The 21,559-nt window shown below is 60.5% G+C and carries 13 protein-coding genes and 1 riboswitch; of the genes, 2 read left to right on the forward strand and 11 right to left on the reverse strand.

Annotated elements, in window-relative coordinates; all coding sequences use genetic code 11:
• Positions 1–6 precede the first annotated feature (6 nt).
• The 3 genes from RB216_RS22610 to ltaE all read right to left on the reverse strand — a co-directional run bounded on the left by RB216_RS22610 (position 7) and on the right by ltaE (position 5,113).
• Positions 7–1,248: an aspartate kinase gene (locus RB216_RS22610; protein ID WP_028617609.1), complete on the reverse strand. Its 1,242-nt coding sequence runs from the start codon at positions 1,246–1,248 to the stop codon at positions 7–9.
• 95 nt (positions 1,249–1,343) lie between these two features.
• Entirely contained in the window at positions 1,344–3,962 is a 2,619-nt protein-coding gene (gene alaS / locus RB216_RS22615; RefSeq protein WP_028617610.1) for an alanine--tRNA ligase, read from the reverse strand.
• 146 nt (positions 3,963–4,108) lie between these two features.
• On the reverse strand, positions 4,109–5,113 hold the full coding sequence (gene ltaE / locus RB216_RS22620) for a low-specificity L-threonine aldolase (RefSeq protein WP_308907924.1): 1,005 nt from the start codon (positions 5,111–5,113) through the stop codon (positions 4,109–4,111).
• A 191-nt stretch (positions 5,114–5,304) separates the two neighbouring features.
• Positions 5,305–5,474: riboswitch (FMN riboswitch) on the forward strand.
• 96 nt (positions 5,475–5,570) lie between these two features.
• Between ltaE and RB216_RS22625 the strand changes: the two genes are divergently transcribed.
• Positions 5,571–6,077 carry a 6,7-dimethyl-8-ribityllumazine synthase gene (locus RB216_RS22625; RefSeq protein ID WP_010208324.1) on the forward strand — a complete coding sequence of 169 codons (507 nt, stop codon included), beginning with the start codon at positions 5,571–5,573 and terminating at the stop codon, positions 6,075–6,077.
• Between the two features lie 193 nt (positions 6,078–6,270).
• Here the strand turns inward: RB216_RS22625 and astE are convergent, their stop codons facing one another.
• From astE to RB216_RS22665, 7 genes are all read right to left on the reverse strand, one after another.
• Positions 6,271–7,275 carry a succinylglutamate desuccinylase gene (astE, locus tag RB216_RS22635; protein ID WP_028617612.1) on the reverse strand — a complete coding sequence of 335 codons (1,005 nt, stop codon included), beginning with the start codon at positions 7,273–7,275 and terminating at the stop codon, positions 6,271–6,273.
• Between the two features lie 11 nt (positions 7,276–7,286).
• Positions 7,287–7,577 (reverse strand): hypothetical protein, encoded by a 291-nt coding sequence (locus RB216_RS22640; protein ID WP_003214319.1) that lies wholly within the window; start codon positions 7,575–7,577, stop codon positions 7,287–7,289.
• A 24-nt stretch (positions 7,578–7,601) separates the two neighbouring features.
• A complete protein-coding gene (gene astB, locus RB216_RS22645; RefSeq protein WP_028617613.1) occupies positions 7,602–8,948 on the reverse strand; it encodes an N-succinylarginine dihydrolase in 1,347 nt (448 codons plus the stop codon).
• A 188-nt stretch (positions 8,949–9,136) separates the two neighbouring features.
• Positions 9,137–10,606, reverse strand: a complete 1,470-nt coding sequence (gene astD / locus RB216_RS22650) for a succinylglutamate-semialdehyde dehydrogenase (protein ID WP_308908899.1) — start codon at positions 10,604–10,606, stop codon at positions 9,137–9,139.
• Positions 10,603–11,628 (reverse strand): arginine N-succinyltransferase, encoded by a 1,026-nt coding sequence (gene aruG / locus RB216_RS22655; RefSeq protein ID WP_028617615.1) that lies wholly within the window; start codon positions 11,626–11,628, stop codon positions 10,603–10,605. The genes astD and aruG overlap by 4 nt, the downstream gene beginning before the upstream one ends.
• Positions 11,629–11,679: 51 nt before the next feature.
• Positions 11,680–12,699 carry an arginine/ornithine succinyltransferase subunit alpha gene (gene aruF / locus RB216_RS22660; RefSeq protein ID WP_003175655.1) on the reverse strand — a complete coding sequence of 340 codons (1,020 nt, stop codon included), beginning with the start codon at positions 12,697–12,699 and terminating at the stop codon, positions 11,680–11,682.
• Between the two features lie 200 nt (positions 12,700–12,899).
• On the reverse strand, positions 12,900–14,120 hold the full coding sequence (locus RB216_RS22665) for an aspartate aminotransferase family protein (protein ID WP_308907925.1): 1,221 nt from the start codon (positions 14,118–14,120) through the stop codon (positions 12,900–12,902).
• Between the two features lie 308 nt (positions 14,121–14,428).
• Here RB216_RS22665 and RB216_RS22670 point away from each other — a divergent pair, with 308 nt between their 5' ends.
• Entirely contained in the window at positions 14,429–20,356 is a 5,928-nt protein-coding gene (locus RB216_RS22670) for a dermonecrotic toxin domain-containing protein (protein ID WP_308907926.1), read from the forward strand.
• Positions 20,357–20,370: 14 nt separating this feature from the next.
• Here RB216_RS22670 and RB216_RS22675 read toward each other — a convergent pair whose 3' ends face one another.
• Complete coding sequence (locus tag RB216_RS22675) at positions 20,371–21,351, reverse strand: GlxA family transcriptional regulator (protein ID WP_016979802.1); 981 nt, start codon at positions 21,349–21,351, stop codon at positions 20,371–20,373.
• Between the last annotated feature and the right edge of the window lie 208 nt (positions 21,352–21,559).

Here is a 21,559-nt window from a genome sequence, read left to right on the forward strand (position 1 = left end):
ACTTCGTCACTCGCCCTGTCGGGCCGGAGCGTCCAGCTCAAAAGCGGTATGCAGTGCGCGTACAGCCAATTCCAGGTACTTCTCTTCGATGACCACCGAGACCTTGATTTCCGAGGTGGAGATCATCTGGATGTTGATGCTTTCCTTGGCCAGTGCCTCGAACATGCGGCTGGCAACGCCGGCATGGGAACGCATGCCCACACCCACGATCGACACCTTGGCAATCTTGGTATCGCCGACCACTTCACGGGCGCCAATCTCGCTCGCGGTGTTCTGCAGGATCTTCTCCGCCGCATCGTACTCGTTGCGGTGCACGGTGAAGGTGAAATCGGTGGTGTTATCGTGCGAAACGTTCTGCACGATCATGTCGACTTCGATGTTCGCGCCGCTGATAGGGCCCAGGATCTTGAAAGCCACACCCGGGGTATCCGGCACGCCACGGATAGTCAGCTTGGCTTCATCACGGTTGAAAGCGATACCGGAAATGATCGGCTGTTCCATGGATTCCTCTTCATCAATAGTAATGAGGGTGCCCGGACCCTCTTTGAAGCTGTGCAATACGCGCAGCGGAACGTTGTACTTGCCGGCGAATTCCACCGCACGGATTTGCAACACCTTGGAACCGAGGCTGGCCATTTCCAGCATCTCTTCAAAGGTGATCTTGTCCAGGCGCTGGGCCACGGAGACAACGCGCGGATCCGTGGTGTAAACGCCATCCACATCGGTGTAGATCTGGCATTCATCGGCCTTCAGAGCCGCGGCCAGTGCCACGCCGGTAGTGTCTGAACCGCCACGCCCCAGGGTGGTGATATTGCCGTGCTCATCCACACCCTGGAACCCTGCTACAACTACCACGCGCCCGGCTTTCAGATCCGTACGGATTTTCTGATCGTCGATCTGCAGGATCCGCGCCTTGGTATGCGCGCTGTCAGTGAGGATGCGCACCTGACTGCCAGTGTAGGACACCGCCGGCACACCGCGTTTGTTCAACGCCATGGCCAGCAACGCGATGGTCACCTGCTCGCCGGTGGACACGATCACATCCAGCTCACGTGGCAGCGGCTGTTGATCACCACTGATTGCCTTGGCCAGGTCGATCAGGCGATTGGTCTCGCCGCTCATGGCCGACAGCACCACCACCAGGTCGTCGCCGGCATCGCGGAATTTCTTAACCTTGTCGGCCACCTGCTCGATTCTTTCGACAGAACCGACCGAGGTGCCTCCAAATTTCTGTACGATCAAAGCCATTTCTAAGCCGCCTCAGCCCGTAAAGGGGCGCCCAATAAACAAATTCAAGCAACCGAGCGAGCCCATGACTAGACCATGGGCTCATTAACAGCGCCTTAAATACCTGCCTCGACAAACGGCACGGTCAGGGCCAGTGCCGCGTCCAGGGCACCGGCGTCTACACCACCGCCTTGCGCCATGTCCGGACGACCACCGCCCTTCCCGCCCACTGCCGCGGCGGCTTGTTTCATCAAATCACCGGCCTTGAGTTGGCCAGTCAGGTCTTTGGTTACACCGGCAACCAGAACGACCTTTTCCTCATGGACACCGCCGAGCAGGATCACTGCGCGGCCGAGCTTGTTCTTCAACTGATCGACCAAGGCCAACAGCGCCTTGCCATCCTGACCGTCCAGGCGCACGGCCAGGACTTTCACACCCTTGACGTCCAGCGCGCTGGCCGACAGATCATCGCCCGCCGCACTGGCTGCCTTGGCCTGCAACTGCTCCAGCTGTTTCTCCAGCGCACGGTTGCGCTCCAGAACGGCGGACAACTTGTCGATCAGGTTGTCACGGCTGCCCTTGACCAGGCCCGCCGCTTCCTTGAGTTGTTCTTCAGCCGCATTGAGGTAAGCCAGCGCCGCAGCGCCGGTCACCGCTTCAATACGACGCACGCCGGACGCCACACCGCCTTCGCTGATGATTTTCAGCAGGCCGATGTCGCCGGTACGGTTGGCGTGGATACCGCCACACAGCTCCACCGAAAAGCTGCCGCCCATGCTCAGCACGCGCACTTCATCGCCGTACTTCTCGCCAAACAGCGCCATGGCGCCTTTCTTTTTAGCGGTTTCGATATCGGTTTCTTCGGTTTCCACCGCTGTGTTCTTGCGAATCTCGGCGTTGACGATGTCTTCCAGGGCCTTGATCTGCTCCGGCTTGATCGCTTCAAAGTGGCTGAAGTCGAAGCGCAGGCGCTGACTGTCGACCAACGAACCCTTCTGCTGAACGTGATCACCCAGTACCTGACGCAACGCGGCGTGCAGCAGGTGAGTGGCGGAGTGATTCAAAGCGGTTGCATGCCGTACGTCGGCATCGACCTGGGTGTCTACCGGCGCACCGACCGTCAGGTTGCCCAGCACCAGCACACCGTGATGCAGGAACGCGCCGCCGGTCTTGGTGGTGTCGCGCACCTCAAAACGACCGGAGGTCGAGCTGAGGAAACCACAGTCACCAATCTGGCCGCCGGACTCGGCGTAGAACGGCGTCTGGTCCAGGACCACAACGGCCTCATCGCCTTCGTTCAACACGTCGACCGATTTACCGTCTTTATAGATAGCAACAATTTTGGCCGAGCCAACGGTCGCCTGGTAACCAATGAACTCGGTAGGCACATCAACCTTGACCAAGGTGTTGTAGTCCAGGCCAAAGGAGCTGGCAGAGCGAGCGCGCACGCGCTGGGCTTCCATCTCACGCTCAAAACCGGCCTCATCGACGGTCAGCTCGCGCTCACGGGCAATGTCGGCGGTCAGGTCCATGGGGAATCCGTAGGTGTCGTAAAGCTTGAACACCACGTCGCCCGGCACCACGGTGCCTTTGAGCCCGGCCAGGTCCTGCTCCAGGATCTTCAGGCCGTGTTCCAGGGTCTTGGAGAACTGCTCTTCTTCAGCCTTGAGCACACGCTCGATGTTGTCTTGCTGCTGCTTGAGTTCCGGGAAGGCTTCGCCCATCTCGGCAACCAGCGCGGCGACGATTTTGTAGAAGAAGCTGCCGGTGGCGCCCAGCTTGTTGCCGTGACGGCAGGCGCGACGGATGATGCGACGCAGCACATAACCACGGCCTTCGTTCGACGGCAGCACGCCATCGGCGATCAGGAAACCGCAGGAACGGATGTGGTCCGACACTACTTTGAGCGACGACTGGTTTTCGTTGGCGCAGCCAATCGCGGCAGCCGAGGCGCTCAGCAGGTTGGTGAACAGGTCGATTTCGTAGTTGGAGTGAACGTGCTGCATCACCGCACTGATCCGCTCCAGGCCCATGCCGGTGTCTACCGACGGCGCAGGCAGCGGATGCAACACGCCATCGGCGGTGCGGTTGAACTGCATGAACACGTTGTTCCAGATCTCGATGTAACGGTCGCCGTCTTCTTCCGGCGAGCCCGGTGGGCCGCCCCAGATGTCGGCGCCGTGATCGTAGAAGATCTCGGTGCAAGGGCCGCACGGGCCGGTATCGCCCATGGTCCAGAAGTTGTCGGAGGCGTACGGCGCGCCCTTGTTGTCGCCGATGCGGATCATGCGCTCCACCGGTACACCGATTTCATTGGTCCAGATGTCATACGCTTCGTCGTCGGTCGCGTAGACGGTGACCCAGAGTTTTTCCTTCGGCAGCTTCAGCACGCCGGTCAGGAAGGTCCAGGCAAAGGTGATCGCGTCTTTCTTGAAATAGTCGCCGAAACTGAAGTTGCCGAGCATTTCGAAGAAGGTGTGGTGGCGCGCGGTGTAACCGACGTTTTCCAGGTCACTGTTCTTGCCGCCGGCGCGTACGCACTTCTGGCTGCTGGTGGCGCGGGTGTAGGCGCGCTTTTCCTGGCCCAGGAAGCAGTCCTTGAACTGGTTCATCCCCGCGTTAGTGAACAGCAGGGTGGGGTCATTGCCTGGGATCAAGGAGCTGGAGGCTACACGGGTGTGGCCTTGCTCTTCGAAGAAGCGAAGGAAGGCTTCACGGATTTCTGCGCTTTTCATTAGGTTCTTCCACGGAGGCTGCGGCCAAAGGCCAGTGCGCAACATCATCAGACGGAGCGAGGGCAAAGGGCCGCATTATATCGGCCCTTTGCCGGTGGTACAGCGTGTTTATACGATTGAAACGTTCAATTAGACGGTCTGCACGGTCATTTCCGCGAAAATTCGACGAATGTCTGCGCGACCTGCTCGATCTGCGCCCGGCTGACATCCAAATGCGTGACCATGCGCAGGCGCGGCGCGGCGCTCAATGTGATCCCGCGTTCGGCGGCAAACGCCTTCAAGGCTTGAGCCTGGCCACCGATCTGCACGTAGACCATGTTGGTCTGCACCGGCTCCACCTCATAACCGGCCTGGCGCAACGCATCGCCCAGCCATTGGGCATTGGCGTGGTCGTCAGCCAGGCGCTGCACCTGGTGATCCAGGGCATACAGCCCCGCCGCCGCCAGTGAACCGGCCTGGCGCATGCCGCCGCCGACCATCTTGCGCAGGCGCCGGGCCTTGGCGATCAGCGCCGTGGAACCGCACAGCACCGAGCCAATCGGCGCGCCAAGGCCTTTAGACAGGCACACCGACACCGAATCGAAATGCTGGGCAATCTCGCGCGCATCCACGCCGAGCTTGACCGCTGCGTTGTAGAGCCGCGCGCCATCCAGATGCAGGGCCAGGTCGTGTTCACGGGTGAACGCCCGTGCCTTTGCCAGGTAATCCAGCGGCAGTACCTTGCCTTGCATGGTGTTTTCCAGCGCCAGCAAACGGGTGCGGGCGAAGTGGAAGTCGTCGGGCTTGATCGCCGCCAGCACCTGGTCCAGGTCCAGGGAACCATCGGCTTGCACTTCCAGGGGTTGCGGCTGGATCGAACCGAGCACCGCCGCGCCACCGCCTTCGTATTTGTAGGTATGGGCCTGCTGGCCGACGATGTATTCCTCGCCGCGTTCACAGTGGGCCATCAACGCCAACAGGTTGCTCATGGTGCCGGTCGGCACAAACAACGCGGTGGCAAAACCCAGGCGCTTGGCCAGTTCGGCTTCGAGGCGATTGACGCTGGGGTCCTCGCCATATACGTCATCGCCGCTGACGGCAGCGGCCATCGCGTCCCGCATGCCGGGGGTGGGTTGGGTCACGGTGTCGCTGCGCAGGTCGATCACAGACATGAAACAAGCCTCTGAAGGGTTGAGTAAGTTCCTTTTGTGAGTGATTACTGCGGGCAACGCCACGGAATATCAAGCCCCCAATGCATTCAATCGAATACCAACCAAACAAAGCGATATAGCTTATCGATACAGCGGTCGTGCAGTTTTCGAAAAAGCGTGTTAAAAACTCTCCGCCGCCAGGGTTCTGGTGGCAACGTTCTCAGGGCGGGGTGCAATTCCCCACCGGCGGTAATTACACGCAATGTGTATAGCCCGCGAGCGCTTGGCGCCTCGAACTGCTCCGGCAGGACGGCGACAAGGTCAGCAGACCCGGTGTGATCCCGGGGCCGACGGTCATAGTCCGGATGAAGAGAGAACGGGATTGGCACCTAAGGGCCGCGCACGAATTGTGCTTGCGTACCCTTAAATCCCATTCGATTCATAACGCCCTGTTTTATTCTTAAACAGGAGTCAGAACATGCAACCCACCGCAATCGACAGCAAAAGCAAAAACCACCACGGCGAGCGCGTCGCGTTTATCCAGGCCTGCTGGCACAAGGATATTGTCGACCAATCGCGCAAAGGTTTCCTCGCCGAAATGATCGCCCAGGGCTACCAGGAGTCGGACATCGATTTCTTCGAAGTCGGCGGCGCATTTGAAATGCCCCTGCACGCCAAGCTGCTGGCCAAGACCGGCCGCTACGCCGGTATCGTCGCCGCCGCGCTGGTGGTGGACGGTGGTATCTACCGTCACGAATTCGTCGCCCAGTCGGTGGTCAGCGGCCTGATGCAGGTGCAGCTGGAAACCGAAGTGCCGGTGTTCTCGGTGTCCCTGACCCCGCATCACTTCCACGCCGGCAGCGAACACCAGACCTTCTTCTACGAGCACTTCGTACACAAAGGCCAGGAAGCTGCGCGCACCTGCGCCGACACCTTGCATAAAGTGCGGGCGATCCGCCGCAGTGAGCAAAAACTGGCGGTCTGACACAGACTGAGCCCATAAAAAACGCCCCGACAAGCTCGCTTGCCGGGGCGTTTTTTATGGGGGCGCTGCTGCATGATAACGACCCAAGCACCGAACCCACTACGACCAACCCCGAACCTTTCAGCGAGAACGGTTTGCGCAAAGAGTTGGGGCTGCCGCCGCGTACTGCATCCAGGTCGACACAGACACGTGCTTAAACCAGTGCTGCGTCGGTGGTGGGCACAATCAGAATCCCGGCCCGCAAGCCATTCTTCACCTTCGGGTTAGGGAAGATGATGCGCGCACCCTCCTCCTCGATCACCCAGCGGGTCTTGGCCACGTCTTCGGCCAGCAGGTAGCCCTGCGCCAACGGCGAGAAGTTCTCCACGTCAGCGGGCAAGTGCATCAGGAAGGCATCGCTGTGTTTGATGACTTCGCGCGATACGGCAAACAATTGCAGGCCGTCCAGGCTGTCGGTGGGCGGCTCGGTGCCTTCGATGATCTGCTTCAGGCGGGTTTCCAGGCGAGATACATCCACGCCCTGGTTCTGCCCGAACGGCCGCGCCTTGCCCAGCTCCAGGGTGAAAGCCTCGGCGTCGAGTTGCTCGTAGGTAAACGCGGTGAAGGTGATCGAGGTCTTGTTCTGTAACAGCACCGCTTGCATGCCGGCAGCGTTCAGGCGTGCCAGCTCATGGCGCGAATGCTGGCGACCTTCCTTCCAGGGATACAGCGCAAACTGCTCGATCTTCGAGCCGCGAATGGCCGTGTGCAGGTCGTAATGCAGGCGCGAGCGGCCAGGCAGGCTGAAGAAGCTGCGGGCCAGTTGCTCAAGCTCGGCGGCGCGCATGGCCTCCGGACCGATATTTTGTTCGTGACGGCCGTTGAACAGCCGGTTGACGTCCAGTTCCAGGTAACGCTCGCCGCGGCGCATGGCCTCGGGGTTGCCGAACAGGAACAGAATACGGGTGCGGGGCTTGATCTCCCCACGGGCGATGCCATGCAACAGGCGGTCGAGCAATTCGATCGGCGCGGTTTCGTTGCCATGGATGCCGGACGACAGCAGCAGGTCGCCGCCGCTGTCCTTCGCTTCAGGTGGGCGCACTTCAAGCGCGCCCTCGCTGAGCCAGCGCATCTGCACGCCGTCGACAGTCAGTTGAATTTTTTGCGCCGGTTCACGACCGGCGAGGGTCAGTTCAAGCAGTTTGCCGAGGGCGAGCATACGCAGCTTCCTTAGTGGTTGCAGCCTGGGCCGTGGACGTGATCGTCGTCATCACCTTCAACGTCGGCCGGTTCCATTTCCAGTTGCAGGCTCATCAGGTTGGTGGCCAGTGGGCGCATCAGCAGATTGGCGTATTCCGCATCGCCTTCTTCCACGTCAACGCCGATCAGCAGTTGGCCACGGCCGTCGTGCTGGATCCAGATTTCCTTGCCCTGCCAGACCACGGCGACGCGGGTGCAGGAAGTTTCCAGCTGGGTGCCGTCGGTGTCTTCAAGAATCAGTTTCAGGGTGTCGGTGGTCATAAATAGCTCTCAGCCATGCGGCGTTTAATTGATCTGGAAAGGATAAACCGAGCCCAGTTTAAGGATTTGCGTCAGTTCATCCAGTGCCGTCCGGCATTCAAGCAGCAACTGCGGGTCAGCCAGGTCGCTTTCGCGCAAGCTGTCGCGGTAGTGCCTGCCTACCCACTGGGTCAGTGTTTCGTACAACGGCGCGGTCATGATAACGCCTGGATTCACCGCCGCCAGTTCCGTTTCGTTCAACGCCACACGTAAACGCAGGCACGCCGGGCCACCGCCGTTCTGCATACTTTGCTTGAGGTCGAACACCTTCACTTCGCGGATCAGGCCACCGGCAGCGGTCAGGCCTTGCAGGTACTGCCAGACGCGCTCATTGGCACGGCACTCTTCCGGCACGATCAGCAGCATCGAGCCGTCAGCGCGGCTCAGCAACTGGCTGTTGAACAGGTAGGAACGTACCGCGTCTTCGACACTGACTTGCGCGCGCGGCACGCAGACGGACTGGAAGTGACCGCCCAACTTACCCAGTTTGCCTTGCAGTTCCGCGAGCATCTGTTCGGTATTGAGGAAGGCATCTTCGTGATAGAACAGCACTTCGCCGTTGCCGACCGCGATCACGTCGTTGTGGAACACCCCGGCATCGATCACTGCCGGGTTCTGCTGGGCGTAGACCACGCCGTCATCCTTCAAGCCGTGCAGCCGTGCGACCGCCTGGGACGCTTCCAGGGTCTGGCGCGCCGGATATTTCTGCGGCGCCGGATAACGGGGATCGAAAGCGCTGCGACCAAACACGAAAAATTCGACGCCCGCCTCGCCATATTCACGGCAGAAGCGCGTGTGGTTGGCCGCGCCTTCATCACCGAACTGCGCCACGGCCGGCAAGGCGGCGTGGTGGGCGAAGTGTTTATCATCGGCAAACATCGCGCCCAACACACGGCTGGTGGTCGGGTGTTCGATGCTGCGGTGATATTTGCAGTTGAGGTTGGCGGCGGTGAAATGCACGCGGCCGTCAAAGGTGTCGGCACTTGGGCTGACGGTGGCGGCGTTGGCCACCCACATGCTCGACGCGGAGCAGCTCGCGACCAGCAACGGCATCGCATCCTTGGCCGCTTGCTGGATCACTTGAGCGTCGGTGCCGCTGAAACCCAGGTTGCGCAAGGCAGCCACATCAGGACGTTCCTGGGGCGCCAACACACCTTGTACAAAGCCCATGTCCATCAGGGCTTTCATTTTCTGCAGGCCCTGCAGCGCCGCTTCCTTGGGATTGGAATGCTGCTGGCTGTTGCTCTGGGACGCGACGTTGCCGAAAGACAAACCGCCGTAGTTATGGGTCGGCCCCACTAGACCGTCAAAATTGACTTCATAGGATTTCATCGGCGAGGCTCCACGAACATCTGTATTTTTATAGGCATCAAATTACTTGAACACACCACCGACCTAATGTGGGAGCGGGCTTGCTGTGGTGAGGGGGCTTGCCCCCCGACGGGTACACCGCCGAATTCTGGGGCTGCTTCGCAGCCCAGCGCGGGACAAGCCCGCTCACCACAAAACCGGCTCCTGCATTAGATCAGCGTAATGCCGGGGGTCAGGGTTGCTGGCACCACCAAGGCCGGGGTTTCCAGCGAGGCCACCGGGTACGCGCAATAATCCGCCGCGTAATACGCACTGGCGCGATGGTTGCCCGAGGCACCTACCCCACCAAACGGCGCGGTACTGGCGGCGCCGGTCAGCTGTTTGTTCCAGTTGACGATGCCCGCGCGGCTTTCCAGCCAGAACTGCTGGTAGCGCGCTTCGGAGTCCGACAACAGACCAGCGGCCAAACCGTATTGGGTGTTGTTGGCCTCGGCAATCGCCGCTTCAAAATCAGCGTAGCGGATCACCTGCAACAGTGGGCCGAACAGTTCCTCGTCTTCACGCTCGGTCACGCCGGTCACGTCGATGATGCCGGGGGTCAGCAAGGCGGCCTGGTCCTGAGGCTGAGTCATTTCCAGCAGCGCCACAGCGCCATTGGCGAGCATCAGTTCCTGGGCGTCCATCAACGCTTTGGCGGCGGCGAGGGAGATTACCGAGCCCATGAACGGCGCGGGTTGCTGATCAAATGCGCCCACCTCAATGGTCGAGCTGACCGCCACCAGGCGGGCCAGCAACGCGTCGCCCCAAGCACCTTGCGGCACCAGCAGGCGGCGCGCACAGGTGCAGCGCTGGCCGGCGGAAATAAACGCCGACTGGATAATGGTGTAGACCGCCGCATCCACATCGGCCACTTCATCGACCACCAGCGGGTTGTTGCCACCCATTTCCAGGGCGAGGATCTTGTCCGGGCGCCCGGAGAATTGCTGGTGCAGATGATTGCCGGTACGGCTGGAGCCGGTGAAGAACAATCCATCGATACCTGGGTTGGCCGCCAACGCGATGCCGGTTTCCCGCGCGCCTTGCAGCAGGTTCAACACACCCGCCGGCAACCCGGCTTCGATCCAGCATTGCACGGTCAGCTCGGCAACCTTAGGGGTCAGTTCGCTCGGTTTGAACAGCACGGTGTTACCCGCCAGCAACGCCGGCACGATATGCCCGTTCGGCAAGTGGCCAGGGAAGTTGTACGGGCCAAACACCGCCACCACACCGTGGGGCTTGTGGCGCAACACGGCGGTGGCGTCGCCCAGCGGGCCGCTCTTCTCACCGGTGCGCTCGCGGTAGCTTTGCACAGAGATCGCGATCTTGTTGGCCATGCTGGTCACTTCGGTGGCCGATTCCCACAGCGGCTTGCCGGTTTCCTCACCGATGCAACGGGCGATTTCGTCGGCACGGCTTTTCAGGGTGGCGGCGAAAGTTTCCAGCACGCTGATGCGTTCCTCCAGCGGGCGCCTGGCCCAGGCTGGGAACGCCTGGCGCGCAGCCTGCACGGCGGACTCGACCTGCTCGGCCGTGGCGCCATTACCGGCCCACAGCACCTGCTGGGTCACCGGGTTGCGCGATTCAAACAGTTCACCCTGACCAGTCAGCCACTGACCTGCGATATACAACGAATTCATTATTTCGACTCCCGAGCAGCGGACAACGGAACAGCGCGCACTTGATCACCCACCACCAGTTGCAGGCGCTTGGCGGTCTGTGGATCGACCACCAGCGTGCCTGCCGCCAGTCGAGCCGGGGCGGCGGTGATGCGGCATTCTTCGCGCTTGCGGTTATGGATCAGGAACGGCGTGGCATCGTCCCCCGGCGTACCAATCGCCAGCACCAGCGACTGGCTGTCGCGCACAGCGCGGATCTTGGTGGTCTCACATTCCACCGCAGGGCCGGCATCGAAGATGTCGACATAGCCTTGGTAGCTGAAGCCTTCGCTCTTGAGCATGCTCAGCGCCGGCTCGGTGTCCGGGTGGACCTTGCCGATCACGTTGCGCGCATCCTCGGACAGGAAGCAGCTGTACAGCGGAAACTTCGGCATCAGCTCGGCGATAAACGCCTTGTTGCCCACGCCGGTGAGGTAGTCAGCCTGGCTGAATTCCATCTTGAAGAAGTGGCGGCCCAGGCTTTCCCAGAACGGCGAACGGCCGGCGTCGTTGGACACGCCGCGCATCTCGGCAATGATCTTATTGCCAAACAACTGCGGGAATTCGGCGATAAACAACATGCGCGCCTTGGCCAACATGCGGCCGTTGAGGCCGGTGCGGTAATCGGCGTGCAGGAACAGCGAGCACAGCTCGGAGTTACCAGTGAGATCGTTGGCCAGGAACAGCGTCGGGATCTCGCGGTAGATGTTCAGCTCCTGGGAGGCACTGACCGTCAGGCCGACCCGGAAGTTGTACCAGGGCTCACGCAGGCCAACAGCGCCGGCAATCGCGGAAATGCCCACCACACGGCCTTCGTCGTTTTCCAGCACGAACAGGTAGTCGGCATCGCCACGCCCGGCTTCGCCGCGAAAGGTTTTCTCGGCCCAGCCCACGCGGTGGGTCAGGCGCTCTTCGTTGGCCGGCAAGGTGGTGAGGCCGGTGCCGGTGCTGCGCGCCAGATCAATCAGGGCCGGTAAATCGCTGCTGCGTACGGGACGAACGATCATGCTATCTCCTCGAACGGGCCGCTGTTGTCAGCCACCCGCGAAACTCTCTTTTTAAACCGCTACCAGGCGCACGCTCGCGCCTTCACCAACACCCAGGGCTTCGGCCGCTGCAAGGTCCAACGTCACCGGTTTACCCGGCGCATAGTCCAGCTCCAGCATCACCGCGCGGTAATCCTGCAACTGCGCGTTGCTCACCAGGTACTGGCGACCGACACCCTTGACCATCTCACCGATCTTCACCGGCACCACGCGGCTCTGGGCGATCGAGCGAATGCCCGACACCCGTGCATGCAGCGTCGGGCCACCGTCGAAGATGTCGATGTAATGGTCAGTCTCGAAGCCTTCGCGCATCAGGATGTCGAAGGTGATCTGCGCACGCGGGTGCACCTGGCCCATGGCTTCCTGGGCTTCGTCCGGTAGCAGCGGCACGTAGATCGGGTAGTGCGGCATCAGCTCGGCGAGGAAGGTACGGCTTTTCAGCCCGCACAAGCGCTCGGCGGCGGCATAGTTGAGGTCGAAGAAGTTGCGCCCGATGGCGTCCCAGAACGGCGAGTCGCCGTTCTCGTCGCTGTAGCCGACGATCTCGGTCACCACCGAGTCGGCAAAGCGCTCGGGGTGGCTGGCAACGAACAGCAGGCGGCCACGGGAATTGAGTTCCGACCACGGCGAACCGACCAGCTCGGGCACCACATAAAAACTGGTGAGCAGGCTGTTGCCGGTGAGGTCGTGGCACTGGGAAAGCACGTGGATCTTGTTGTGAATCTTCAGCTCGCGGGAGGCGTGCACGAAGGTCTCGTTACGGAAACTGTAGAAAGGTTCCGAGTAGCCCGCCGACGCGACAATGGCCGAGCAACCGGCGAGCTTGCCGGTCTCGGTGTCTTCAAGCACGAAGAAATAACTCTCTTCGCCGTTGAAACTGACCTCGGCCGCGAAGGACGCTTCGCTGGCGGCGATCTTGTCGCTCAGGCGTTCCACATCGTCCGGCAAGGAGGTGACACCAATCGGGCTGTCCGCAGCCAGACGCTGTACCTCGCCCAGATCAGCCATTTGCGCGGGGCGCATCACCAGCATGGTGTCACTCCTTAACTCGAAAAACTCACAGAGGGAAAAATGCCGGACACGGAATTTTGATTCACACAGATCCAATGTGGGAGCAGGCTTGCTCGCGAATGCAATCTGTCAGTCAATACATCTAGCGACTGAACCACCGCTTTCGCGAGCAAGCCCGCTCCCACATTTGGAAACGGTCCGACCAGCAAAATATGTCGCTATCAGGCTTGCGTCAGTGTTTTTACGGCACGCTCAAACCGGTCCAGGCCTTCCTTGATATCCGCCTCTTCCACCACCAGGCTCGGTGCGAAACGCACCACGTCCGGGCCGGCTTGCAGGATCATCAGGTTTTCTTTCTCGGCCGCGTTGAACACGTCCTTGGCCTTGCCCTTGAATGCGTCGCTTAGTACGCAACCCATCAACAGGCCCATGCCGCGTACTTCGGTGAAGATGCCGTACTGTTTGCCAATCTGCTCCAGGCGCGCCTTGAACAGGTCGTGCTTGGCGTTGACGCCGGCCAGCACCTCTGGGGTGTTGATCACGTCGATCACCGCCTCGGCCACCGCGCACGCCAGCGGATTGCCGCCGTAGGTGGTGCCGTGAGTGCCGACGACCAGGTGCTTGGCCAGCGCTTCAGTGGTGAGCATCGCCGCGATCGGGAAACCGCCGCCCAGGCTCTTGGCGCTGGTAAGGATGTCCGGGGTCACGCCGTAATGCTGGTAAGCGAACAGATGGCCGCTGCGGCCCATGCCGGTCTGCACTTCGTCGAACACCAGCAGCGCGTTGTTCGCGTCGCACAGCTCACGGGCGCCTTGCAGGTAAGCCAGCTCAGCCGGCAGTACGCCGCCTTCGCCCTGGATCGGCTCGAGTACCACAGCGCAAGTCTTGTCCGACACGGCGGCTTTCAGCGCGGCCAGGTCGTTATAAGGCACGTGCGTGATACCGGTGATTTTAGGACCGAAACCATCGGAGTACTTGGACTGGCCACCAACGTTGACGGTGAACAGGGTACGACCGTGGAAGCTGTTCAGCGCGGCGATGATCTCGTATTTCTCGCTGCCGAAACGGTCGAACGCAACGCGACGGGCCAGTTTGAATGCGGCCTCGTTGGCCTCGGCGCCGGAGTTGCAGAAGAACACGCGCTCGGCAAAGGTGGCGTCGATCAGCTTGTGGGCCAGGCGCAGGGCCGGCTCATTGGTGAAAACGTTGGAGACGTGCCACAGCTTGTTGGCCTGTTCGGTCAGTGCACCGACCAGCGCCGGGTGGGCGTGGCCCAATACGTTGACCGCGATGCCGCCGGCAAAGTCGATCAGCTCGCGACCCGCCTGGTCCCACACGCGCGAACCTTCGCCACGTACAGGAATGAATGCGGCCGGTGCGTAGTTAGGCACCATGACCTGGTCGAAATCGGCACGTTGCACCGGGGCTTGCTCAACGGACATCGGAGTCTCCTGAAGAGGAACGCCTGCCTGGAACTGGCGGGCGATGCAGGGATTGTAAGGACAGTTTTCAGCGCGGCCTTGCCGCCAAGCGACAACTTCTTATAGCGCCAACCCGCGATTTTGGCGGGTTTACGCCAATGCGACAAATAGCGTCGCAATGGCGCAGTTTAAACACTGTGGTGTCGCAGCGGCAGGTGTTCAGCAAGATAGATGCAACGCAAGGGGTGGTCGGCTATCTATCTACCTCTGGTCGGTCGGAAGAAATTGGTCTGCTCTCACGCCTATTCATCACACAAAGGCGTTCTCTCGTGACCCCACCTACTCCTTCCATCCCGCTCCCGGACCTGTCGACTTATCGCGACTTGCATCTGAAGATCCTCACGCAGGCGGTTCCCGACTGGCTGCCCAAGCTCTCTCCTGACAAGCGCGCAGCGTTTCGCACGGTAAAGCCAGACTTTGCGCAGTGGTACAAAACGGCCTCCCCGGAAGATCATGACCGCCTCAAAAACCGCATGAATACCGCCTGGGAGGCACAACTGCAACTCGACCAGACCCTGGCCGAGCTGAAGTCGGCGCAAGACTTCGGCGCGCCGCTGCTACAACAGTTACTCAAGCAACGCTTCGGTATCGAAACTGACGTCAAAACCACTTACCTGCAGCTCTACATTCCCCAAACGATACCTTGGTTCCCCGTTCGATCAGGCGGCGCAAGAACCTGGACGGTGTCATTGATCGACGCCGCCCTGCACAACTTTGAAGACGGCGAGGCATTCGAAGCGCTATCAGCCTTCATCACCCACCCCACCAGCACCGGGCAATTCGACAAGCTGCCCGCGCTCCACACGCGAATCACCGTGGCGCAATTCACTGCCTTGTGCCGGGAACTGGACATCGGCGCCAAGTACCAGCGCTATCTTGAACAATTCTTTGATTTCAAAAACCCAGTGGCCATGGCGAGCCTGAAATTGAAGGTCAGGCAAAGCCAGGCAGCGAACCTGCACGTCGCGCTGCAAATGGCCTGGATGAAAGACGATCTGCACGATGATCAGTCATTCATACTCCTGCAACGCCTGATCAACAGCGACGGCAGCCTGAGTACCTGCTTCCCGCTGCGGTGTTACAACCTGAGCATCATGTCCACCCCACTCACCGGCATCGTGCTGTTTGCCGAGAACATTGGCAGCCGTCGCCCGGTGGGTGTTATCGCCTATATCCCGGATGACCCTTACGCGCCGCTCAAGCAATACCCCACACTCGTCGACTTCATGACCGCACTGGGCAACAACCTGCGCACCGCTGAGTATCAACAGTTCTTCAGCCGCTTCGTCAATCACGAAGAGCGCGGCCTCTTCTTTGCCGACCTCAACCGCAGGCTGTCCAAGGTCACTTGGCACGAGCACACACGTGGCGATCCACTGCCCTCCTGGCGCGAGACACCCATCGATAAGCCACACCTGACGTTCAGCGCCTCCAGCATCAGCGGCAACCTGTTCGAGCATCTGTTTGAGACAAAATTCAGCAAGGTGTTCAACGATGCCCGCATCATCGCGGTGTCCACCGCCAGCGTCGATCAGCGAGTACGCTGGGAGCGCTGGGCCATCGTGCAGAAAGTGGCCGCGGCCATCCTGCAAATCGCAGCGCTGGTTGTCGCCCCATTTGCCCCCCCGGTGGGCCTGTTGATGCTCGGCTACGCCGCCTATCAAATGCTTGATGACGCTTTTGAATGGATCATCGACCTGGCTGTGGGCGACGCGACCGTAGCTTGGGGGCATTTTCTGTCATTCGTGGAGCAAGGATTAGAATTGGGCCTGTTCATCGCGGGCGCGCCGCTGGCCGCTGGCGCCTTGCGTGCTGCGCTGCCTGCCGAAGTCATCACGTTTTTCAATGGTCTCAAGCCCGTCACATTGCCCAACGGCAAGGCACGACTCTGGAAGCCAGACCTTGCACCCTACGCCCACGCTATCAAACTGGCCGACCACGCCTATCCAAACGCCGAGGGCCTGCACGCCCACAACGGTAAAAATATCCTGCTGCTCCCGGACAAACCGTTTGTTGTACAGAAGGACCCTGTCACCCAGCAGCCTTACCTTCAACATCCCACCCGGGCCAACGCCTACCGCCCGCCCCTGCTGACCAACGGCAAAGGCGCTTGGGTGAGCGAACTGGACACCCCCCTGAGCTGGGACAGCGCCACCCTCATGAAACGCCAAGGCCCTAAAACCGCCGGGCTCAGCGATGAACAATTGGTCACCGCTCGGCGCATCAGCGCCACGGACGACGGCGCGTTGCGCAAGATGTACGTCAACCAGCACCAGCCGCCTCCCTTGCTGACCGATACCGTCGACCGCGTCCAGATCGACCAGACGCTGCAGGACTTCATTGATCAAATGAACAGCGATGATCCCGCGCTTTTCAAGCGGGCCGATGCGCAGTCCCAACTGCACCTGCTGGCCAACCTGGACCTTTGGCCAAAAGCCAAGACCCTTCGGTTTGTAGATGCCGAAGGCAGAACCGCCTGGGAGTTGCCCGGCGAAACAAACGCCAGCGTGGTGCAAATACACGAAGCCCAGTTGAAAAACGGTGACTTGCTGAAAACCCTGCTGGAAGCGCTGGATGAACCCCAACGCAAAACCTTGCTGGGAGAAGCATTCGGCGACCCGCCAACCTCCCTGGACAATCGCGCGCTTAAACTCAGGAAAAAACTGGCCGGGCTGGCTCAATCGCATCGAGCTGAATTGTTCAACACCCGCTACCAACAGCTGGATCGCCCTGTCACCCCTCGCCAACAGGCCATGATCGACAACACACCCGGATTGCCGCTCACCGCAGCCGACGCCCTGCTGGACACCGCCAACAGCCAGGAACTCAAGGCCGTTGACGAAGGAACAGTTCCCGCGCGCTTGACCGAGCTGGCGCAAGCGTTGCGAGACGAAGCCGGGGTGAACCATGCCTACGACGGTTTATACCTCGACTCTACGGACAACCTGGACACCCACCGACTGGCCTTGCACTCCCTGGAGCAATTGCCCGGCTGGGCAGGAAAAAGGGTGCGCATTGAGATCAGAAGCTCCACACCCGAGACCACCCTCCTGGATGCCATCGGCAAACCCAAGGCACGCATCAAAAGAGTCCTGGTGCGCTCGGCCGATGGGCGTTACACCCCGCAAGACGACAGCGGCGAACTGTCCGGCGCAACCGACCTGTACAACGCGGTGCTCCAGGCCCTGCCCGATGCCGAGCGCAACGCCCTGGGCCTGCGCATCGGCCAAGGCCCCGATCTGCGGCTGGCCCTGCGCACCCATGCACTGAAACGCGCCCCCTTGCGCAAGCTGATCACCGCCGAGCCCGCCCGCGCGCCTACCGACACCCGCACCCATCTGCGCCTGCTGGGCATGGACAACTACCCACCGGCTGCACCGGCTGAACAGCCCAACGCGCAGGCGTTGGCACGAGAGCTGTATCCAGCCCACACCGATGAACAAATCGGCGAGATGATCCAGGCACTGGAACGCCGTCCGGGTGGAGCCTTTCCGGCACTAACCGCCCTACGCCAGGAGTATCTGCAACTTAATCGTCTCCTGGCCGACTGGGCAGCCCGCACCCCGCGCCGCTACCCGGGCACCGAGGTGAACATGGGCCGTGAGGAATACAGTGACATGCGGCAAAACCGCGTGCTTTTCTGGCGTGAACTCTTGAGCGCCTGGCGCCGGGAAACCGAGACAGATACCTACTTCGAGCATCCCAGCCAAAACGGTCAGAAACTCAAATCGCACGCCATTCTGTCTGGAGAGCTACCGGCGCTGCAGGCTAATTTCGAGCATATTTCCTACCTTGAATTCAATGGCAACCAGACCGCACTGAATAATGTCGATGGTTTTTTGCGTAGCTTTCCCAACATTCGCCACCTCAGCATCGCCAATACCCAACTGGGTCAACTGCCACCCTCTCTCAGCGCAATGCCACGCCTCAACACATTGGTCCTCAGCGACTGCGGTATCACCCTGACACCCGACAGCCTGAATGCGCTGACGGCCATGAATAGACTTCGAACCCTGGACCTGTACAACAACCCGCTGGGGTTCACCCCCAACGTTGAACGCATGATTGATCTGCTCAACCTGGACCTGTCCGAGACTGGCATTCGCGCCGTACCTACCGGTCTGCTCAGCCGAGCATCGCTGGAGCTGGCAGTGCTGTCCCGAAACCAGATTACACAGCTGCCTTCCGCGCTTTTCGATCTGCCCGCCGACACCCCAACCACCTTCGACTTCTCGGGAAATCCGCTGTCGCGAGCGACCTTGGAGCAGGTAAAAAGCTATTACCAGCGAACAGGCCTCTATTGGAGCACAGACGCATTGGCAATCGATATTCAGCGCGTCAATACGCTCTTCCCGGACTTCAGCGTGAACGAAGTCAACCGCTTTCTCTTTGGTCTGACTGGCAATATTGAAATGGGTCAGATCGAACTGGCGCGACTGGAAGTTGAATATGCTGACCTGTCCGACGTGCTTGATACGTGGGCACAGCAAGCCCCCGCACCGGAGGAGCAAGCCTGGCGAGAGGAATTCAAAGAGGAACTCCAAGCCTGCTGGCGCCGAGAAGGTGCATTGGATGCGAGCAACCCTCAGGTCATTCCCACGTTCGCCGTGGAAAGCCCACAGCCTGTGACTGGCACATTCCCGTCACTTGACAGCGGCGTGTTCAAGCACGTGTCTTCATTGCGCTTGAAGGGTGCGCAAGGTCCATTCCCCCTGCAGTCGCCGCTTTTTTTTAGAGGATTCCCGTCGCTTAACCACTTATTTATCGAGGGTTATGTGATGGGCGATATTCCCGCATCGCTATGGGACCTGCAGCAACTGTCATCATTGCGCCTACCCCGATGCGCGCTCACATTATCAACCGACGGTGCCGCATCACTGGCCACGCTGAGCGAGCTGGGGACACTGGACTTGAGCCATAACCCTCTGGGGCAACTGCCGGATTTCAGCGCGATGCCCAGGCTTTCCAGCATCGACCTTGAAGACATCGGCTTGACGGCCATCCCCGACAGCCTGCTGACAGCCGTGGAGCGCCAACACGTCAAACTGAGCAATAACCTGATCACCCAGGTTCCCGACAGCATGTTCAGGCTGCCCGACGCAGTCACCGCCGTCTTCGAACTCTCCCGCAACCCACTGAACCGCTCGGCACTGATGCAGATCAAACGCCATTGCCAGCGCACTGGCGAGCATTGGCGCGTCGATGCGCCGACGTCGTTGCGAGAAAGGATCGAAGCGCTGTACCCCACCTTCACCGAAAACGAAGCCAGCCGCTTCTTTTTTGAGCTACCCGGTGACCTGGACGCGGCAGAGCCTGCCATCGAACAGCTTGAAGCCGAATACGCCCAACTGCGCACCGACCTTGAAGAATGGGTGGTGGATGTGCCAGAACGGCACCCCGTCGTGGACACGCTTTTGGATGAACAAACGCGGGCACAGGATCAGCTCAATCGCCGGGCATTCAAAGCGCTGCTTGAAGAAGCCTGGCGCCGCGAAAGCGAAGTGGACGACAACGACGACAGGTTTGAGCCGAGCCATAAGCTGACCTTTGACGCGCCGATCCTAGGGGAGCTACCCGAACTGAGCGCCCGGTTTGAGCATGTGACAACACTCGACCTTGAAGGCAATGGCACCACCACCCGTATCGACGGACTGCTCAAATGCTTCCCCAAACTCAGGAGCCTGGTCATCTCACGATTCAGCCTGGGCGATATTCCCCTCACCGCGTTCAGCCTGGCTGAGCTCAACGCCCTCAGCCTGACTGAATCTGCTATCCGTTTGACACCCACAAGTGCCGACGCCTTGTCGGGGATGAGAACCCTGCAGTACCTGGACCTGGGCGGCAACCGGCTGGGCCTCACGCCTGACGTCAGTCAACTGACCGAACTGGAAACGCTGTACCTGCCAGACACCGACATTACTCAAATCCCACAAGGGCTATTCGCCTTGCGCGAGTTGCGCACCTTGGACTTGAGCGACAATTTGATCGAAGAGGTGCCTGCGGACTTTTTACAACTGGCCACGCAGCTCGACACCGCATCAGACCTGAGCGGCAACCCATTGTCGGCAGCGAGTCTGGATATCCTCAGGCAGTACTACACGCAAACCGGTGACGATTTGGAGGTGGCGGCAGCGGGCCTGGATGCAAACGGCAATCCACTGGTGAGGTCCAGCTCCCCAGAGCCCACGGAGGAATAACGACTCGCCAGCGGTCAACCGCGCTCGGACGGCACCGACGACAACTCGAACGGGCTGCTGCTACGGCGTTGGTTGCGGTCTTCACGCGGGGTGGCGCCGAAGAAATTGCGATAGGCACTGGAGAAATGCGGGCCCGAGGAGAAGCCGCACGACAGGCCGATCTGGATGATCGACTTGCTGGTTTGCATGAGCATCTGGCGGGCCTTGTTCAGGCGCAGTTCCAGGTAGTACTGGCTGGGGACGCGGTTGAGGTACTGCTTGAAGATCCGTTCGAGCTGTCGTCGCGACACGCATACATGTTGGGCGATTTCGTCGGTGGTCAGCGGTTCTTCGATATTCGCCTCCATCAACAGAACAGCCTGGGTCAGCTTTGGATGGCTGGAACCCAGGCGGTTTTGCAGCGGAATGCGTTGACGCTCACCGCCTTCACGGATGCGTTCCACCACCAGTTCTTCGGACACCGCACCCGCCAGTTCGGCGCCATGATCACGGGCCAACACTGCCAAGAGCAGGTCGAGTACCGACATCCCACCGCAGGCAGTGAGACGGTCGCGGTCCCAGTCGAACAGATGGCTGGTGGCGATAACCTTGGGGAAACGCTCGGCGAAATCGTCCTGCCAGCGCCAGTGCACGGCGGCGCGGTAGCCGTCGAGCAGGCCGAGTTGGGCCAGCGGGTACACACCGGCCGACAAGCCGCCGATCACACAGCCGGCGCGGACCAGTTGCTTGAGCGCGGTGCTCAGTTGGGAAGCGATGACCGTCGGCGGTTCATCCGCCAGCAGGAACAGTTTCTGAAAGCCTTCCAGTTTGCCAGCCCACGGCTCGCCCGGCAGTTGCCAGGCGCCTTCGGTTGCCGGCTCGGCTTGCAGGAACGACAGCTCGTAGACCACATCCGGATGCACCCGCTGGGCAACGCGCAAGGCCTCCTCAGCCAGCGCAAGCGTCAGGGCTTTTGTGCTGGGCCAAATCAGGAAACCAATTTTGTGGGCGGTCATGGAGTGCTATCCGGAGCCAGTAACAGTAATGAAGACAAGGGCTAATGCTAGCCCGTAAACCAACACAAATCTCAAAACAAACAGCGAGCTACGCAAACCCGATAACGATCAACTGACGATCTACTGTAGGAGCCGGCTTGCCGGCGATCGCGGTGGGCCAGGTAGATCGCTATCGCTGGCAAGCCAGCTCCTACAGGGATTGGGGCCA

Origin of the sequence: Pseudomonas canadensis (genome assembly GCF_030980095.1) — a bacterium.
Classification (GTDB): domain Bacteria; phylum Pseudomonadota; class Gammaproteobacteria; order Pseudomonadales; family Pseudomonadaceae; genus Aquipseudomonas; species Aquipseudomonas canadensis.

What these genes read in the sequence shown, in the direction of transcription:
- aruG (WP_028617615.1), bottom strand. Translation starts at nt 11,628, where the DNA reads ATGATCGTTCGTCCCGTACGCAGCAGCGATTTACCGGCCCTGATTGAT.
- RB216_RS22640 (WP_003214319.1), bottom strand. Translation starts at nt 7,577, where the DNA reads ATGACCACCGACACCCTGAAACTGATTCTTGAAGACACCGACGGCACC.
- RB216_RS22625 (WP_010208324.1), top strand. Translation starts at nt 5,571, where the DNA reads ATGCAACCCACCGCAATCGACAGCAAAAGCAAAAACCACCACGGCGAG.
- astE (WP_028617612.1), bottom strand. Translation starts at nt 7,275, where the DNA reads ATGCTCGCCCTCGGCAAACTGCTTGAACTGACCCTCGCCGGTCGTGAA.
- RB216_RS22675 (WP_016979802.1), bottom strand. Translation starts at nt 21,351, where the DNA reads ATGACCGCCCACAAAATTGGTTTCCTGATTTGGCCCAGCACAAAAGCC.
- RB216_RS22610 (WP_028617609.1), bottom strand. Translation starts at nt 1,248, where the DNA reads ATGGCTTTGATCGTACAGAAATTTGGAGGCACCTCGGTCGGTTCTGTC.
- astB (WP_028617613.1), bottom strand. Translation starts at nt 8,948, where the DNA reads ATGAAATCCTATGAAGTCAATTTTGACGGTCTAGTGGGGCCGACCCAT.
- ltaE (WP_308907924.1), bottom strand. Translation starts at nt 5,113, where the DNA reads ATGTCTGTGATCGACCTGCGCAGCGACACCGTGACCCAACCCACCCCC.
- aruF (WP_003175655.1), bottom strand. Translation starts at nt 12,699, where the DNA reads ATGCTGGTGATGCGCCCCGCGCAAATGGCTGATCTGGGCGAGGTACAG.
- alaS (WP_028617610.1), bottom strand. Translation starts at nt 3,962, where the DNA reads ATGAAAAGCGCAGAAATCCGTGAAGCCTTCCTTCGCTTCTTCGAAGAG.
- RB216_RS22665 (WP_308907925.1), bottom strand. Translation starts at nt 14,120, where the DNA reads ATGTCCGTTGAGCAAGCCCCGGTGCAACGTGCCGATTTCGACCAGGTC.